Annotated in this window: 10 protein-coding genes and 1 pseudogene; 2 read left to right on the top strand and 9 right to left on the bottom strand. The window is 45.4% G+C overall.

Annotation, left to right across the window (positions count from 1 at the left end; genetic code table 11):
- Positions 1 to 17: 17 nt before the first annotated feature.
- The 7 genes from MHH91_RS03995 to MHH91_RS03965 form a co-directional block, all read right to left on the bottom strand.
- Entirely contained in the window at positions 18 to 1316 is a 1299-nt protein-coding gene (locus MHH91_RS03995) for a citrate:proton symporter (RefSeq protein WP_013351360.1), read from the bottom strand.
- A gap of 194 nt (positions 1317 to 1510) precedes the next feature.
- Positions 1511 to 2473: a tripartite tricarboxylate transporter substrate binding protein gene (locus MHH91_RS03990; RefSeq protein ID WP_013351359.1), complete on the bottom strand. Its 963-nt coding sequence runs from the start codon at positions 2471 to 2473 to the stop codon at positions 1511 to 1513.
- 12 nt (positions 2474 to 2485) lie between these two features.
- Positions 2486 to 3166: a response regulator gene (locus tag MHH91_RS03985; RefSeq protein ID WP_014469885.1), complete on the bottom strand. Its 681-nt coding sequence runs from the start codon at positions 3164 to 3166 to the stop codon at positions 2486 to 2488.
- Complete coding sequence (locus tag MHH91_RS03980; protein ID WP_014472485.1) at positions 3163 to 4767, bottom strand: sensor histidine kinase; 1605 nt, start codon at positions 4765 to 4767, stop codon at positions 3163 to 3165. The genes MHH91_RS03985 and MHH91_RS03980 overlap by 4 nt, the downstream gene beginning before the upstream one ends.
- A gap of 241 nt (positions 4768 to 5008) precedes the next feature.
- On the bottom strand, positions 5009 to 5662 hold the full coding sequence (locus tag MHH91_RS03975; protein ID WP_013351356.1) for a class A sortase: 654 nt from the start codon (positions 5660 to 5662) through the stop codon (positions 5009 to 5011).
- Positions 5663 to 5771: 109 nt separating this feature from the next.
- Positions 5772 to 11669 (bottom strand): SpaA isopeptide-forming pilin-related protein, encoded by a 5898-nt coding sequence (locus tag MHH91_RS03970; RefSeq protein ID WP_014471562.1) that lies wholly within the window; start codon positions 11667 to 11669, stop codon positions 5772 to 5774.
- A 156-nt stretch (positions 11670 to 11825) separates the two neighbouring features.
- Complete coding sequence (locus MHH91_RS03965; protein ID WP_013351354.1) at positions 11826 to 12902, bottom strand: response regulator; 1077 nt, start codon at positions 12900 to 12902, stop codon at positions 11826 to 11828.
- A gap of 247 nt (positions 12903 to 13149) precedes the next feature.
- On the opposite strand from MHH91_RS03965, the pseudogene MHH91_RS03960 reads away from it, so the two are divergent.
- A pseudogene (locus tag MHH91_RS03960) lies at positions 13150 to 15018 on the top strand (ATP-binding protein); the annotation flags it as partial.
- 72 nt (positions 15019 to 15090) lie between these two features.
- A complete protein-coding gene (locus tag MHH91_RS03955) occupies positions 15091 to 16167 on the top strand; it encodes a response regulator (protein WP_227014232.1) in 1077 nt (358 codons plus the stop codon).
- A gap of 160 nt (positions 16168 to 16327) precedes the next feature.
- Here MHH91_RS03955 and MHH91_RS03950 read toward each other — a convergent pair whose 3' ends face one another.
- Together MHH91_RS03950 and MHH91_RS03945 are read right to left on the bottom strand one after the other, a co-directional pair.
- Entirely contained in the window at positions 16328 to 17965 is a 1638-nt protein-coding gene (locus MHH91_RS03950; protein ID WP_251191857.1) for an exosporium glycoprotein BclB-related protein, read from the bottom strand.
- A complete protein-coding gene (locus tag MHH91_RS03945) occupies positions 17962 to 18171 on the bottom strand; it encodes a hypothetical protein (RefSeq protein WP_014469881.1) in 210 nt (69 codons plus the stop codon). The genes MHH91_RS03950 and MHH91_RS03945 overlap by 4 nt, the downstream gene beginning before the upstream one ends.
- Positions 18172 to 18309 lie beyond the last annotated feature (138 nt).

Genomic DNA, 18309 nt, shown 5'->3' with positions numbered 1-18309 from the left:
GAAGCGGATGTTTTATGTTAAAAAATCGTGATCGCGCCGATGATGAGCGCAAAGGCCGTCATGACGATAACGGCAAGAACCGCCCATTTCATCGCAAATTTCTGGTGTTCATCAATGGTTACCCCGGCAAGCCCGACTAATAAATGCGTCGACGGCACGAGCGGGCTTAACATATGAATCGGCTGGCCGATAATCGAAGCACGTGCGATTTCCACCTTATCCACGCCGTATGCCACGGCAGTTTCAGACAAAATGGGCAGCACGCCGTAAAAATAGGCGTCGTTGGGCATCAGAAACGTAAAGATACCGCTCGTTAAGGCAACAATCGCCGGAATAAATCCCCCCATCTGCTCCGGAATAAGCGATACGAGGGAAATGGCCATTTCATCGACCATCTTCGTCCCCGTTAAAATTCCGGTAAACACGCCTGCTGCAAATATCATCGAACCGATCGCAAGCACATTGCTCGAATGGGCTGAAATTCGCTCCCTTTGATCGTTAAGCCTCGGATAATTGACAATCAGCGCGATACAAAACGCAATGATGAACAGCACGGTTAAATTCACTTTTCCCGATACTAAAAACCCCACTAAAGAAAGTGTTAACAGCAAATTGAACCACCACAGTTTCGGCCGCTTCCATTCATCTTCCACTGCCGCAGCAGTTTCATTTGTATGGGACGGCTGCTTTAATTCGATCACCCCGAGCCGTTTCCGTTCTATTCTTCCGAGCACATAAGCGGACACCATCATACATACCATGCCGCTGGCAATGACAGGAAGCATCGGACCCGTCAGCTCTGCCGGGTCCACACCGAGCGCGCTTGCCGCACGCGGCGTCGCGCCGCCCCATGGAATCGTGTTCATGATCCCCATGCCGACACCGGCAATTCCCGCTAAAATAATCGGACGGATTCCGAGCATAATATACAAAGGCAGCATCGCGCTTGTCGTAATCATATACGTCGTCGAGCCGTCACCGTCCAGCGCGACGAGCATGGTCAGCGCTGCTGTTCCGACAACAATTTTGAGCGGATCGCCTTTGACCAGCTTTAAAATACGCGCAACCATCGGATCAAATAAACCGGTATCAATCATAATGCCGAAATATAGAATCGCAAACATAATCATGACTGCAATCGGCGCCACCTGTTCAATACCGGAGATCATCATCTCGCCGACCCGGTTAAAAGAAAAGCCGGCAATCAGCGCGAACACGATCGGCGTCAACACGAGCGCCGTTAACACCGAAAGCCGTTTTGTCATGATCAGCACCATAAAAACAAACATCATAAGAAAGCCTAAGATTGCTAACACAATATGTCCCCCTTATCATGAATACGCTTACATTTTAAAGGCCCGATTCCCCTTTATCTGCCTTTTTGCTATCTTATGAGAATTGCATAATGAAGTAAATATTTTGGATTTTAAAGATTTTTAATTTTTTATAACCTTTTTGATCATTTTGTTCATTTATAAATAAAAAAGCATTCCGCAAGTCTGCGGAATCCTTATTTTTCGCTGCTCATCATCTCTTTATAAAACTCAGTCTGCTCTTCTAAAAAGCGTTTTGCGCCGCTGCTGTTTTTATAAAAGCTCTCCCAATCCCGTTTTTTCATCATTTGCTTCCACTCCGCGGATGAGGTAATCTGTTTCAAAGCCTGATCCCAATAAGCGATCTCGCCTTCGGTCATGTCTTTCGGCCCCATGATGCCCCTCCAGTGCGCAAAGACAAACGGCACCCCTTGCTCTTTCCAGGTCGGGACATCGCTAAAGCCGGAGAGCCTTTTGTCAGAAGTAACGGCCGCTAATGTGATTTTTCCCTTCTGATAGGCGGCTCTCGCTTCTGAAATGGTCATTGAGGCGGCATCTATATCGTGACTGATAAGCGCTTCAATAACCTCATTGCTGCTCCCGTATTGAAAAAAGCGGATATCAAACGGAGAAATTCCGGCCATTTCCGCGGCTCTCGCAAAGGAGAGCTGGTCATCATTTCCAAGACCTGGCGCAAATCCGATTTTTATGCCGCCCGGATGTGTTTTAATAGCACCGAGCAGCTGCTTCCCACTTTTTATCTTTGAATTTTTCGGAAGAGCGACAGTCTGCCACTCTTTTGCGATAATGGCCAAGGGCGTAAAATCAGCTGCCTTCAGCCGGCTTTGGCCCAAGATTTCATTGCTTAACAGCAGGCTTGAATTCATACTGATGACATCCGTTTTTCGTTCATTCACGTATTTCCACCCGCTGTCTCCGCCTCCGCCGGGCTTATAGACGATCTTTACAGGCCGTCCCAAAATATGTTTCCGCTCTATTACTGATTGCAAAGCCTTTGCCGTTACATCCCAGCCCCCTTGAGGCGCTGCGGGTACGACAATTTCAATCGGTCCCCCGGCTGAGCGGATGCCCGCCATCTGCCGTCCGTCCAAAGAAACCAGCGCCGCAAGCATAATAAGAAGCACTCCAAACCGCTTCATTTCTCCCATCCCTTATTCATGTGCTAAATAATATTTTCGTTCCGGCCTGCCGATAATGCCGTATTCTAATTCAGCGAGCGCTTCTTCCCGAGAAACGAGAAACTCGGCGTAGCGCCGCGCCGTTGTTCTGGAGGCGCCCATTTTTTCGCCCAGCTCTTCAGCCGTCATCCCTTTTTGGGCAGTCCGGAGCGCGTTTTTGATTTTTTGAAGGGTAATAGAGTTAATGCCTGTCGGCAGATCACTGAGCTGTTTTTGTTCTTTCTGACTGCTTCCGAAAAACATGTCGATTACGGATTGGCTCAGCTCCGGCTGTGAGTGCAGCCATTCTCTTTTTTCACGGTACTGCAAAAGCACATCTGTAAATTTACGTGCCGAAACCGGTTTTATGACATAGTGGGAAACGCCTGATCTGAGCGCTTCCTGCAGCAGCCTTGTTTCAGCAGAAGCCGTAATAATAATGATATCAACGGAAGGAAAACGGCGGCGGATGAGCGGGAGCAGATCTGTTCCCAGCTCATCCGGCATATAAATATCCAATAGCAGCAGATCAGGCTGCTGTTTCTCAAGCAGAGATAAGGTGTCTTTGGCGTTGATTGCTTTGCCGATGACATTGAACCCATCCAGATGTTCGATAAATTTTTCATGGATTTGCGCTATTCGAAAGTCGTCCTCTGCAATCGCGATGTTAATCACACGGATTCCCCCTTTGGCCTTTCTTTCGGTATAAACACCGTAAATACGGCACCGCCGCTCTTTTGCTGTGAAATCTCTATCCATCCCTGCAATTCACTGACGGCTTCCTTCAGATTGGCTAAGCCGTATCCTCTCCTTGTCCCCTTTGAAGAGTATCCCTTTTCAAATATCGTTCCTGTTTTTTCCTGAGGCACGCCGTCCCCTGAGTCCGCCACTTCTATGACGATATCCCTGCCGATATCGGTCATAAAAAAGGCAACCTCTTTTTTCTCTTTTTCGGCGACGGCGTCAAAAGCGTTATCAATAAGATTTCCGATGATCGTAATGAGCTGGGATGAACCCACATGCTCCGGCAGCGACTCTAAAAAGCTGTTTTCATCTATCGAGAGCTTCACTTTTTTCTCAGAGGCTTTTCCCATTTTTCCTAATAGTATGGCCTGAACACGCTGGGAATGAATGTTTTGAAATAGGATTTCATGCTGTTCATTTTGGATGGCATACTCTTCTTTAATCAGTTCAATGGCTTCCTCGTATTCTCCCAGCTCTAACAGACCGAGTATCGCGTAAAGCTTATTCGAGAATTCATGCGTTTGCGCCCGCAGATCCTCCGAGTATTTTTTCATTTCGGTCAGCTTGTTAATCAGCTTTTTGAGCTCCGTTTTTTCGCGGAAGCTTATGACCGCTCCGTATACTTGCCCGGCCTGCCTCATTTCTTTCACGTTTAAGATGAATACTTTATCTCCGGCACGCACCTCAACATTCGGCGGCACTTCTCCCCCTGACAAAACCGGCATGAGCTTTGCGCCGGGCATGATTTCTTTTATATGCCTTCCGATCATCGGCTCCGGAAGATGCAGCATATCAGCCGCGGATAAATTCATCATCGTTATCGCGCCCTCTTTGTTTACGGCGATAATTCCTTCTTTAATCGCAAGGAGCATCGCATTGCGCTCCCGATACAGCGCTGCAATTTCATGCGGTTCAAGGCCGAGTGTATCTTTACGGATGCTTTTTGCGAGTGCCGCCGCTCCCCCGATACCGATAAGAAATACCAAACATGCAAAATAGCCCAAATGCCGCAGATGCGCTTTCATATCTTTTTCTATCTCATCTTGTAAAAACTCGACTGTCACCGTTCCGACGACTTCGTTATGATTTTTTTCATCCAGAATAACCGGCGCGCTTCCCCGGACGGCTTTCATTCCATCGGAAACCGGAGATCCGCCGAACATAACGGTTTTATTTTGCAGATTTTGATTTTCTTTTGGGATGCTGCTGCGGGCCGAATGAAATGCAACATGCCCTTTTTGATCAGTAATGTAGACGGCGTGCGCACCTGCCTGTTCTTTCATTTGTTCAATGACGTCTAACTTTGTAAAAGCACCTTCGTCCGCAAGCCGGAATGCCTCTTTTACAGGCGGCATGTAAGAAATGGTTTTTGCTGTTTGCACCGCCAGCTGTTCAGCCTGCTTCTGCCCTTCATTTAATTGCTGAAAAGCAAATATAACGGTGAGCGTTCCGATGACAAGTATTAATAAAGCCGTGATTAATCCGGCTATTTTCATTTGCAGAGAGACATAAAACCGCTTCTCTTCCAACACAGCACCAGCCGTCCTTTCCTCCTAAAATGATACCACTTTTCAAATCTTTATTTCTCATTTTTATGAATTTTCGTGATCTTTTTCTCTTGTAATTCCTGTAAAAAAGTGCGATAGGTATCATTTTCCTCAAGAGAGATAAGCAGGACGACCTTTTTATAACCGCTGTGCAAAAAAGAGACTGACAGAAGCCAGTCTCGGGAAGTTTAATTACTGACGTATATCCAGTTGACAGAATGATTCTCTAAGATGGCTGAGATACATTTGAATGACCGGCAATATCAATCAACTTTCCTTTGACGGCCAGACGTCCTTCGGTATTTACCGCTTTGTCACATGTGATTAAAGTAATCTCTTTTTCTTTTGTCTCCTGAATTATGTTTGCTTCTATTTCTGAAATCGTGCTTTTTGATGTTACAGAATAAATATAGTCTTTTCTAAAATCGGTAATTACGATTTGCGCGCCTTTTTTTATGTGTAAAAGAGGGCCGAACAATAGGTTCTCCTGCCTCAGATGGTGACCAGCCAACGGGTAGTTTCCCTCTCCCATTTTCTGATCCGGCCGCATAGTTGCCGCGCCGATCAGCAGGTTTTCATTGGTTGTGCCTTTTAAAATCGGGAGCTCCAAATTGACGCTGCTGATGGTGATCCGTCCGATTATCGGTTTCGGTTTGCGGTTAAAACTCGACTGAACGGTTTCCCTAAAACCGGGAGGATGAATTGAATCAAATGCATAATCCGCTTTTTTCATGTTGTTTTTCCGCGCCTGTTCTGCGGTCAATTCAGCTTCACTATGGCTTTTACTGAGGTAAGCGATAAGGCACCCTTTCATGAGAGGAGAGGTGACAAGAAGCAGCCCGGATAGAATCAGAACAGCAATGATCGTTTTTTTAAACATGAAGAAAATTCCTTTCTTGTACATAATACGGGATGGGTACTTGTTGTGAAATGACTTTCGTTTTAAAAAAGCACCTGATCGATTCTTACATGATCAGGTGCGGTAACGTCTATCTATTTCTTGCCTTCTTCTTTCTTGATACAAGAGCCGCGGCTCCGCCGGCTAAGAGCAGCAGAATACCGGCCGTCACCTGCATCATACCGTCCGTATCACCGGTTTTCGGCAGGCTTTTGCCTGTATCCGGATGATTGGCATTACCATTGGTATCAGGGTGATGCCCGCCTTGCTTCGTTTGATGATTCGGTGTGTCTTTCCCAAGTGCGGGATTTTTTAATTTCTTATTCGAAACGACAACTTCAACAGCTTTTGACTGTCCTTTTTCAATTGTGAATTCAATTGGTTTTTCGTTCAGCTGATAGCCGTCAGGCGCTTTTGTTTCGATAAATCGGTACTGTCCCGGGGCTAAACCTTTCACCGTAAACTGTCCCTTTTTATCCGTTTTCCATAACGCCGGCCGTTTTTCGCTGGTTCCGCCGGTGTTTACCGGATGTCCGCCGGAATCTGTTATCTTGAATTCAGCACCCTCTAACACCTTATTTTTATCGTCATGATCCACTTTTGTCAGTGTTACATCGCCAGGTGTTAATTTGTTCTTCGCACTGATTTCGATTGGTTTTATGTCGGTATTTGTAACCTTGAATGATATTGGCGTTTGATCCAAACTGTAAAGTTCAGGCGCTTTTGTTTCGATAAATTGATATTCGCCCGCTTTCAGTCCCCGCACAATAATCCGCCCGTGCTGATCTGTAGTCAGACCCTCTGTCAGCACTTTGCCGTTTGCATCTGTCAGTTTGAACTCTGCATCTTTCAGGACTTTCCGTTTGTCGTCTTGATCGAATTTTGTGAGAACAACACTGTTCTTGATGTTAACTGCAGTCAGGACAGCCTGATCCGGTTTTCCGCTGTTCTCAGCCTTAATCGTAAACGGCACAGGTGTTGTTGACAGCAGATAACCATCCGGTGCTTGTTTTTCAACAAATTGATAGCTTCCCGGTGCCAAACCGTCGGCGTCAATCTTGCCGCCTTCTTTTGTCATCAGATCGTCTCTTACAGTTTTTCCATCACTGTCAGTGATTTTGAATACTGCACCGTCTAAAACATTTCCGTCTTGATCCTTCTTGACCAGCTGGACAGAGCCTTTGTAGTTGACGGCCGTTCCTGCGTCAGACGGCTTCGGCTTTCCTTCCGCCGATTCTGAGATCGTAAACTCCACTTTCTCCGTATTTAACACATAACCGGCTGGCGCTTTTGTTTCGATAAAAGCGTAGTGCCCCGGTGCAAGTCCGGATGTTTCTACTTTTCCGTCCTGATCTGAAACCAGATCTTTTTGAACTGTTTTTCCATCCTGATCGATAATCTGGAAGACTGCACCTTCAAGTTTCCGGCCTTCCGCATCTTCCTTCGTCAGCTGAACAGAGCCTTTATAGTTGACGGCCGTTCCTGCGTCAGACGGCTTCGGCTTTCCTTCTGCTGATTCTGAGATCGTAAACTCCACTTTCTCCGTATTTAACACATAACCGGCTGGCGCTTTTGTTTCGATGAAGGCGTAACGCCCCGGTGCAAGTCCGGATGTTTCTACTTTTCCGTCCTGATCTGAAACCAGATCTTTTTGAACTGTTTTTCCATCCTGATCGATAATCTGGAAGACTGCACCTTCAAGTTTCCGGCCTTCCGCATCTTCCTTCGTCAGCTGAACAGAGCCTTTATAGTTGACGGCCGTTCCTGCGTCAGACGGCTTCGGCTTTCCTTCTGCCGATTCTGAGATGGTAAATTCTTTTTTCTCCGTGTTTAACACATAACCGGCTGGCGCTTTTGTTTCAATGAAGGCGTAATGTCCGGGTGCAAGTCCGGAAGTCTCTACTTTGCCGTCCTGATCTGAAACCAGATCTTTCTGAACCGTTTTTCCTTCCTTGTCGATGATTTTGAAGACTGCACCTTCAAGCTTCCGGCCTTCCGCATCTTCCTTCGTTAAAGCGGCTTTTCCTTGATAATTAACCATTGATCCCAATTCAACATCAGGCACTTGATTCTTTTCGTTCTTTGCGACTGAGAAGTGAATCGCTTTTGTGTTCACGATAAACCCTGAAGGAGCTTTCGTCTCCATCAGTCGGTAGTACCCCGCTGGCAAACCGTTTATTTCAACCTTCCCGTTTTTATCGCTTTCAATATTACTTCTTATTAATGTATAGGTACCGTCGCTTGATTTTTTCTCCAGCTTAAATACGGCACCAGCCAAAGGATTGTTGTTTTCGTCTTTTTTGATAAGCGTCACCTTATTTTTTTGATTTATGACTTTGTAGGGAGCACCCGCCCCGGAGGATTTACTGTCGACCGTTACAAGGACCCCGTTTACATAGGCGTCGCTGATGGTGTAGCCGTCCGGCGCTTTTATTTCTTTCAGTACGTAGGTTCCGTAACGGATATTCCCAAACGTAAGTTTACCGGCTTCATCTGTTGTGCCTGAACGCAGCAGCTGCTTGCCGTCTTTAGACCATAATTGAAAATCTGCTCCCGGAAGAGATGCACCGTCTGATCCTGTTTTGGATATCGTCATGCTTCCCTTCTCTCCTGATCCTGAACCGCCGCCGCTTGAAATGGCGACAAGCACTGAGCTGTTATTCTCCTGGGTCTGCTCCTTAACACTTGTCCCTGATATTGATACTTTGTTGTTGACCTGACCGCTGCTGCCGGAAATATTAATGAGAGAACGATATTGTATGACATACGCACGGTCTATTTGTTTATAGCTGCCTGTAAAGGTGAGGACAAATGATTGTTCACCGGTGGCATTGTCGGTTTTAACATCTAATTTATAGTCCTTATCTTTCTCAAGCTGCACATCACCCGCAGCAAGGTTTCCACTGCTGTCTTTCATAACGCCGTTCTCATCATATTTTGCTTGATATACTTTAAAAGAATCTTCATCTATTATTTGGTTCTCATCTGGGGTGTCTTTGACTTTTACGTCATCCAGTGTCGATTGGCTGGCATTGACATTGATGTTCCAATCGATATAGTTCCCGCTCTGTTTACCGCCTTTAGAAACCAGGTTTCCGCCGTTTGCGATTGATACTGAACCCGTCAACGTTCGGTCTGCATGGTCATCATTATAGTACTCTGCTTTGTTTGTGTATTGATTCTGTTTAATGACCTGACCTTTCAGTGACGTTTTGAATTCAATCAGATATGGTACAGAGTCCTCTGTTTTAAGATGTACGGTTAATGTATTTTTGTTGCCGTCTGACGGTTCTTCCACTTCGTATTTCGAAGGATCCAGCGCCTCTCCTTCAGTGATGGAACCGTTTTTACTGATGGTGTACTTTTTGACGGCAACCGACCCGTGCAAAAATTGCTGACCATCTGTTAGCGTATCTTTTATATAAGGATTCTTTGAAGGTTCGCCATTGTAATTGATGCCGACTTTCCATGTGATTTCTTTTGAAACGGCGTTGTATGAGCCGTTTTTGAATCCGTTATGGGAAGTCTGATTGTTCGGTGTGAAGCCGCTCGATTCCTTATTTGTGCGTTTGCCGCCATTTTGATCGGTCCATGTCGACTCCGCCGTATTCTTGATGTTTTCATTAGAAAAGTCAGTGTTGAATTTTGTCGTATACGTGATCTTAAACTGACTGTTTGTTTCTGCGTAATCCCCGATCAATGCTATTGTAAAGCCTTGATTTCCGGGTTTTTTTGTTATTGTATAATCTGTTCCTTCTTTCAGCGTTTTGTTCTCAGTCGTATCTTGCATGTGAAATGAATCATCAATGAGCGCCAGACCTCCGCTGGTGAATTGATCATCCAGAGTCCAGTCTTTCATTGTGTAACGGTTTTTATTGATTGTGATTGTCCAATCAACCGTCTTCTTCTCATAGTCTGCGTTTGAATAATTTTTGATCAGATTCTGCTGAATGGCTGTCCCCGGAGTTTCCTTTGATTCCCCCGTATCTGTAACTGCTGTGTTGGTGTATTTGACAGGACTGTCAATAATGACCCCATCGTTGACTTGAGATTGATAAATGATCTTATATGCTCCTGATTTGATCTCAAAGCCGTTCCCGTTATCAGTCAGCGTATAATCCCCGCCTTCTTTTAATGGGGCGCCTTCTTGTTCGCTGCCGTTTTGGCTGAATGTAATCGGAAGGACTTTCAAAGATCCGGGAACAAGGTGCAGATCGTCTGATCCGAACGTATCCTTGATGCCGGCTTTGGATTGATCAATCTTTTTCTCACCGTAATTGTACATAACAGCCCAGCTGAACGTTTGGGTTTCCCCTTTATAACCGGTCGAAGATTTTTCAATCATTTTTCCGTAGCCCGCCGTTACGGAGGCTTCCGCAGAAATCGGCTCCGCATTATCCCCGCTGAATGCCGCCTTGTTTGTCAGCGTGATATTTCCGCCTTTAGCAGGCTTTGCATCGTCATCAATAACTGTGTCATAGATGAGCCGATAGGCTGAATCAATCGTCCCGGCGAATGTGACATTTCCTTTGTCGTCGACGGTATAGCCTGACGTTATCTCACTTCCTTGACTCACCGAGCCGTCAATATTCACATCGAGTTCATACACTTTCACAGAGCGGAAGGTCAAACCGTCCGGAAGACTTTCCGTCAATTTCGCATTTTTGACTTCTTCTTCCTTTTTATTAAGATCAACCGTCCACGTTACCTTTCCGGGGTTAATGCCTTTATCCAATGACCCTGATTTATCAATGGTTTTAGTGACATTCGGTTTAAAATAAACCGTTACTTCCGGGGTATCAGAGTTAACCGGAAACTTAATCTTTTGTGTGGTTGACCCTTTTATTTCTTTCTGATTGAATTGGGTGTTTACATACAATGACCCTTTGACATTAAAATCTTCTTTTACCTCGCCGTTAAACGTCATGATGACATGGCCGCTCGTATTAATGGAAAAAGTTCCGTACGTCATGTCGCCGTTGGTCAATGGCTGGTTCGTAATGTCATTGTGCATGATAAATTCTTTAGGCAGGTCAAATTCATATCGATCACCGTCGTTTATTGTTTTCCCCAGCTCATTCGGGATCGCCCATTGAATGGTGATATTTGCCGGAGAATTCGTATTCGCACGGTTGTTTTTGTCAAATGGTTTTCCTTTTTCATCCGTCAATTTCACATCAGTTAAAATATTTTGCGTAATCTGGCTTCCGCCTGATTGAAGACTTTTAACAGCAGATTTGCTTGAAATCACCATTTTTGATTGATTGCGTTCAGCAGAAGGGCTTGATTTCGTTGTCTGTTCTTTCTTATCCCTGCTGTCTGCAGATGTTGACTTTTTCTCTGCTTCTTCCTGAGGTTCAGCAGGTTTTGAAGAGGTGTTTTTTTCTGTTTCGGAATTCGTTGTCTCATCTTTCTTCACAGGTATGATCACCTGCTGGGTCTTGCCGGCGTCCAGTTGAAAAAGAGCTTTTGCCGTTTTCGTTTTATCTGTTACGTCAGGTGTAAACTTCGCCGGCAGTGTAATGGAGCCTTTGACATCATCGGCCTCCGCCTTTTCCTTGTTCACTTTCACCTCAAGAGTGCTGCTTTTTGCTTCAGCTTTATATATACCGATCACCCGATCAGCTGATTTCAGCTCACCTTCGATATCGTTATCTAATGTAAAACTTTCAGGGATCTTTAAGGTGATATTTCGGTCACTTGCATCTTCCTTGTTTTTCAGAGACCATTCGTATGTCAGTGTCACTTCATCTTTCGGTGCTAAAGCCGGCTCACTGCCTTTTGATCCGTCAACGGTCTGATGTTTGCCGTCTTTGACCGTGACTGAATCAAAGAATCCGCTCTCGCTTAGCTGCGATCCGGAAGCGGCTGCGATCGGAGTAAAGCTGACAACTTGGCTGAAGATGAAAAACAGCGTGAAGCATGTGATCAATGCTGTTCTCAGCCTTTTGCTTTTTTGCGGGCTGAACGAAAAGTTCCTCACTCCCAATGTCTTATTCCTCCCCTTTTATATAGACTTACGTTCGAACAAGCCCGTAAGCATGGGATTCTCCTTATCCGAACCAAACTACATTGTATGAAATCGACCTATACAAATTCTGTACATAGGATCATTTCAGAAATAACGCACAAAAAAAGACCGGCATCAGCCGGTCCAGTCCTTCACTTGTTTATAGCGTTCATATTCTTTTATCGCCTCTTCTACTTTTCCCAATTGATTAAATAACTGCAGTTTGTATTGTATAATTTTATCGTCACGGGGCTCTATTTTCTCGACCTGCAGGCAAACGTCCATTGCTTGATGCTCGTTCTTTTCTTGAATGAGAAAATCAATCAGTTCGTACGCCTTGCTGAGCCACAGATGCGCCAGACGTGTTTTTTCCGGCTCCGCCCACAGGTAGCCATTCTCCATCAGATAATGGTTCTCATATGACATGACAATGTCCATGTGCCGGGTTAATGCGGCTTGACTGAGCGGGGGAGCTTCTTTTAATGTATTTTCCCAGTCAACTGTATCAACCTTTACCCCTGAAAGCCGAAGAATATATCCTATATCGGTATTTTCTATGGATTGGCTGAAGGGAAGCTGACTGATTAATTTCCGTATCTGATATATTGTCGAGTAGAGCTGAGTGCTCGCTTTTGAAACTTCATAAGCAGGCCAAAACATCTCAATCAGCATGTCTTTACTGACCGTGCGCCCTTGATTAAGAAGTAAAAATGCATACAGTTCACGCGCTTTGGATGTTCTCCACTTGACTGTTATGTATGTTTTGACACCATTTAACGATTGATAAAAGTCCAGGTTTCCAAAACATTGTATAAAATAATCCGTCCCGGTGTTTTCGTCTGCCGTCCTGAGCTTTTTATTCATTCGGATTCGCTCAACGGTTGTCAGCAGCCTGGCATTGTCAACCGGTTTTAAAAGATAATCAACAGCATTTAACTCAAACGCTTTTATAGCGAATTCATTATAAGCGGTGATAAAAATAATTTGAATATTTTCATTAATTGCCTGAATTGATTCAGCAAGCTCAATACCGTTTATCCCGGGCATTTCAATGTCAAGAAACACCGCATCAGCTGCTGAAAGCCCCGAATACTCCAGAACGTCCGCCGGATCTTGAAACATTAAAATAGATTGAAAGGCGTTTGTCCGCTCAAGCATATGATTAAAATGAAGCAATGCCAATTCCTCGTCATCCACAATTATCGCTTTCAAAACGCATCCCACCCGTCAATATAGATATCTGAAAATAATTTCAATTATACCATGCCCAACGCCCTATATAGTTGGATTCTTTTTCTTTCTCTTGTTGTTTTATGAAGTTTAGGATTACAATATTTATACATTGAATAGGATAATAGAATGACCCTGAATGGGATAAAGGAGTAATGATGTGAAAGAAAAATTCATTTCTATTTCGATTATTTGCGGCTACGCTGCCTTCTTTATCATTTTTATAGCCATGGATCATTTCTCCGGAACAACTCTCCCTAAAGCAGAACAGGGAGTGATCAATCTGAAGAATTGGGATTTTCATAAGGACGGGAATGTCCAGCTGAATGGGAAGTGGTTTCTGTATCCAAATCAAATGCTGTCACCGCGGGATCTTCATTCAGAAAAAGGAAAAAAACCTGTACTCGTTGATGTCCCTGTCAATGTGAAGCTGTTCAGAAAAACAGCCGATACGGATTACGGAACGTACAAACTGACAATCCGCTCAAATAAAGAGAATCAGGTTTTCGGAATCAGCACATCTTTTATCTACAGTTCAAACCGCCTTTATCTTAATGGACAATTGATCGGACAGAGCGGCAGCCCTTCAGAGAAAGCTGATTTTGAGGCTCAGAACAAACCGTATACTTGCTTTTTCATGCTTCACAAGGGTGATAATGAACTTGTCCTGCAATTTTCGAATTTCGGAAAAGTGCCTGGCTGGGGGATCGCAAAACCGATAACGTTTGGGACTCAAGAACAAATTATACGCGAAAATCAAATTTCCTTTCTTAATGATTCCATTATGATCACGGCTTTTTTCATTACCGGTTTATATTTTCTCGGTTTTTTTCTGCAAAGAACAAAGGCTAAACATTTATTGTTCTTTTCTGTGATGTGTCTGCTTTTTTCTGCGATTATTCTTATGATCGGAAAAGAAAGAATGATCTTTCTCATCTTTCCGTCTATATCATTTTCATTGCTGAATTTGTTGCGCAGCACCTCTTCCGTGCTTGTCAGCATTGCGGTTTTTCTCTATCTCTTTTATGCATACAGAGAAATTGTGTCAAAAACGACAATAACCATTTTAACTGCTTTTTCGGGGATCATCTTGGTCACTGATTTTATGTCTGTAAGTTTTATTGACCACCTCTCTTACATTTTACATTCGGTCCTTGCCGTTACGACTTTGTTTTATATTACATATATTTTTACGATTGCTGCCATACGGAAGATAAAAGGAAGCATGTACCTTACGCTGGCATCTGTTTCAATGAGCGCCTTTGTGATTCTTACGACAATTTCAGCTTACAGCGGCAGAACGGCTGTTTCTTTTAATTCGATTTATTCATTGCCGACAGTCATTGCTTTATTGGCACTGGTTCTTCTGATGGCGCAGCAATTCGCCGGGGCTTTCCGGGACAATGAAGTCCTCTCACGTAAATTAGTCAAAATGAACCAGCTGAAAGATGAATTTATCGCCAAAACTTCACACGAATTCAAAACGCCGCTGAACAGCATTATTAATATATGCCAGACGCTTGTAGCCGGCAGAAAAAAGAAGACGATAGAGGAAGAGAAAGAAAACATGCAGCTGATCATCAGGATGGGCTACAGACTTTCCAATCTCGTAAATGATATTCTTGATTTGGAAAAAATGAAGCAGGGTCTGCTGCAGATTCGTCCTGTTCCTGTTGATGTGCATGCCGCAATATGCAGTGAGATGAACTTCTACCGGCTTTTGTCCAAGCATAAAAATCTCGACATTCTTAATCATGTACCGGACGATCTCCCCTTTGTGCTTGCAGATGAAAACCGATTTCGGCAAATCTTAACGAATCTTGTTGAAAATGCAATCAAGTATACATCCGAGGGGAAAATTATTCTTTCTGCCGAAAGCCTGAATAACAGCATGATTCAAATAACCGTGGCCGATACCGGCAGCGGCATTCCTGAAGCTGATCTTGAAACCATTTTTGATTCTTTTCAGCAAGCGGGAGGAAATAACGAGGATGGAACGGGTTTAGGTTTAAGTATTGTGAAACAGCTCGTCAAGCTCCAAAACGGGGACATCTGGGCAGAGTCGGAAGAGGCGAAAGGTTCAGCATTTCATTTTACATTACCCGCCGCTCAAATTGATTCTTTACCGGAAGCAAAGATCGGACTTCCTAAATCGCAGCCCGGACAGAAAATGCCGGATATTTCTTTGAGAACGCCTTATCACTCAAAAAAAATCGATGCTCCGACAATTCTGATAGTCGACGATAACATCGAGAGTTTAAAAATTTTAACTGATATGCTTGAAGGTGTTCCTTATAACGTAATCGCAGTAAAAAGCGGAAAAGAAGCGCTTCAAGCTGTCTCTTCCTCGAAGCTTGATTTGGTGATATTAGACTTGATGATGCCCGACATGACGGGATTTGAAGTCTGCACAAATATCCGCGAAAGATTCAGTATGGTCGAGCTGCCGGTTCTTATCGTTACGGCAGCCATAATCAGCCATGACAAATACAAGGCTTTTCATGTCGGTGCAAATGATATTTTACAGAAGCCTTATCATTACTCTGAATTCACCGCGCGTATTAAAAATTTAATTTTGATGAAGCATACGGCTCACCAAGCCACAAATTTGGAAATGGCATTTCTTCAGTCGCAGATCAAGCCTCACTTTCTTTACAATGTATTAAATACGATTATCGCGCTTAGTCATTTGGATATTGAAAAAGCACGGGAAACCACTGCTGCATTTACAAACTATTTAAGAATGAGTTTTGATTTTCAAAATACTTCGGACATCAGCTCATTCAAAAACGAACTTTCTATCATTACGTCGTATCTGGCTATCGAAAAAACACGCTTCGGCAAGCGGCTGGAAATCCTTTTTGACATCGATGAGGACATGGACTTCAGCCTTCCGCCTTTAATGATACAGCCATTGGTGGAAAACGCCGTTCATCACGGGATCAGCAAGAAAAGAGGCGGCGGATGGGTAAAGCTGACGGCAAAAAAACAAAGCGAAAACACATATTTAATTAAAGTGGAGGATAATGGAACCGGCATCATGCCGGATATACAAAAAGATATATTGTCTTCCCATGTTGACCGCAGTGTCGGCCTGAAAAATATCAATCGGCGGCTGAAGCATTTTTGCGGAAGTGAATTGACTATTGAGAGCACACCGGATGCAGGCACCGCGGTTTCGATGATGATTCACATCACCGGCACAACGGATGATTCAAACTCATTAAAAACGTCTTCATCTGTTTAAGATACTGATTAACTTCAGAAGGATGAAATACTTCTGCCGGCTGTCGGGAAATTCCCGTCAGCCTTTATTTACTCAGAAAGACGAAAAAACAAAAAAGCTTGAAGAAAAAGTGATACCTTCTCCAAGCTTAGATGATTCACACCAGTCTGGCCGTTTTCACTTAAGAAATCGTAACTCCCGCGCTTGCATATCCCGCCACTGTATTAATAAGAGAAAGACCTGTCGCAGTGGCGGAGAATACCATTAACAGCCGGGTTTGAGGAGTTACCGCAATGTTCAGCCCTGTAGTGATTCCATTGCTGATGCTGCCGATGGATAATACGCCGGTAAGGGCAGGAGCCAAGGTGACAGATGCTCCGGGAATCGGTGTGAACGTATTGTTCGGCACAGTTGAACTGTATAATTGTGCAGTTATCGTGACAGTCGAGCCGACAAGTGACAATGCTGCGGTTGTACTGAAATAGGCGGCAATTGATGTAATGGTTCCGCTTCTCGGAGCAGAAAAAGCAAAGTTCAGCAGAGTCCCTCCGGCCCCGGTAAGATCAATTGCACCTCCTCCTCCGACATTGACGCCCGTCACAGAACTGCCGAACCCGACAAGGCTCACCGTTCCGATTAATCCGCCGGCAATGGTGGTCACGGCAGTTGGAAGGCCTGAAGCATAAGGAATGATCGCGCCTGCTCCGGTGGCTCCAGTGGCTCCGGTCGTTCCGGTTACTCCGGTTGCACCCGTTACTCCTGTGGCGCCAGTTACCCCTGTTGATCCAGTGGCTCCAGTATCTCCGGTCGAACCCGTTACTCCCGTGGCTCCGGTGATTCCCGTGGCTCCGGTGATTCCCGTGGCGCCTGTTACTCCTGTGACGCCGGTTACCCCTGTTGCTCCGGTGGCGCCGGTGATTCCCGTGGCTCCGGTTACCCCTGTTGATCCAGTATCTCCGGTCGAGCCCGTTACTCCCGTGGCTCCGGTTGCTCCCGTTACTCCTGTGACGCCCGTTACCCCTGTTGATCCGGTTGCGCCGGTCGTTCCAGTGGCACCCGTTACTCCCGTGGCTCCGGTATCTCCTGTTACTCCTGTGACGCCGGTGATTCCCGTGGCTCCGGTTACCCCTGTTGATCCAGTATCTCCGGTCGAGCCCGTTACTCCCGTGGCTCCCGTTACTCCCGTTACTCCTGTGACGCCAGTTACCCCTGTTGATCCGGTTGCGCCGGTGATTCCCGTGGCTCCTGTTGCACCCGTTACTCCGGTCGTTCCAGTATCTCCGGTCGAGCCCGTTACTCCCGTGGCTCCGGTTACCCCTGTTGATCCGGTTGCGCCGGTCGTTCCGGTTACTCCGGTTGCTCCTGTGGCGCCGGTGATTCCTGTTGTTCCGGTATCTCCTGTTACTCCGGTGGCTCCGGTGGCTCCGGTGGCTCCCGTTACCCCGGTGGCTCCTGTTACTCCTGTTGATCCGGTGGCTCCGGTGATTCCTGTGGCTCCAGTGGGACCGGTGGCACCCGGGTCTCCAGTCGCTCCCGTTACTCCTGTTGCACCCGTTACTCCTGTGACGCCTGTTGCTCCTGTGACGCCGGTTACCCCGGTGGCTCCGGTGATTCCCATGGCTCCCGTCGCACCAGTTATTCCTGTTGCTCCGGTGACTCCTGTTATCCCTGTGGCACCCGTTACTCCAGTCGTTCCGGTTACTCCTGGATCTCCTGTTGGACCAGTTACTCCTGTGGCTCCAGTGGGACCAGTGGCACCCGGGTCTCCAGTCGCTCCCGTTACTCCGGTGGCTCCTGTTACTCCGGTGGCTCCAGTCAGCCCCGTTGCCCCAGTCTCTCCTCTTCCATGATAATGATTCGGATGACAGCACGGACACCATCTTTCATGACAGCAAGAGTTTTCGCAACAGCATCCTTCACAGCAATGTGCCCGATTATGATAGCTGCGCCTTTGATTTCTTCTTTTATGTTGAGAATGACAGCAACAATCATTACAATGCCGGCAGTCGCAATCCCAAGAATCACATCTGCTATACCAAGTATCTCCTTTTCTCATTACACCACCTCTTCTTGCATAATATTTTCACAAAGACAAATGGTGTTTCAAAATTCCCTTTAAAAATATCAACTGGTCTTTAAGTTTGCATGCTGCACAGCATTTAC

Origin of the sequence: Bacillus sp. FSL K6-2819 (assembly GCF_038008305.1) — a bacterium.
Taxonomy (GTDB): Bacteria; Bacillota; Bacilli; order Bacillales; family Bacillaceae; genus Bacillus; species Bacillus amyloliquefaciens.
This window is presented reverse-complemented; position numbering and strand designations above follow the sequence as displayed.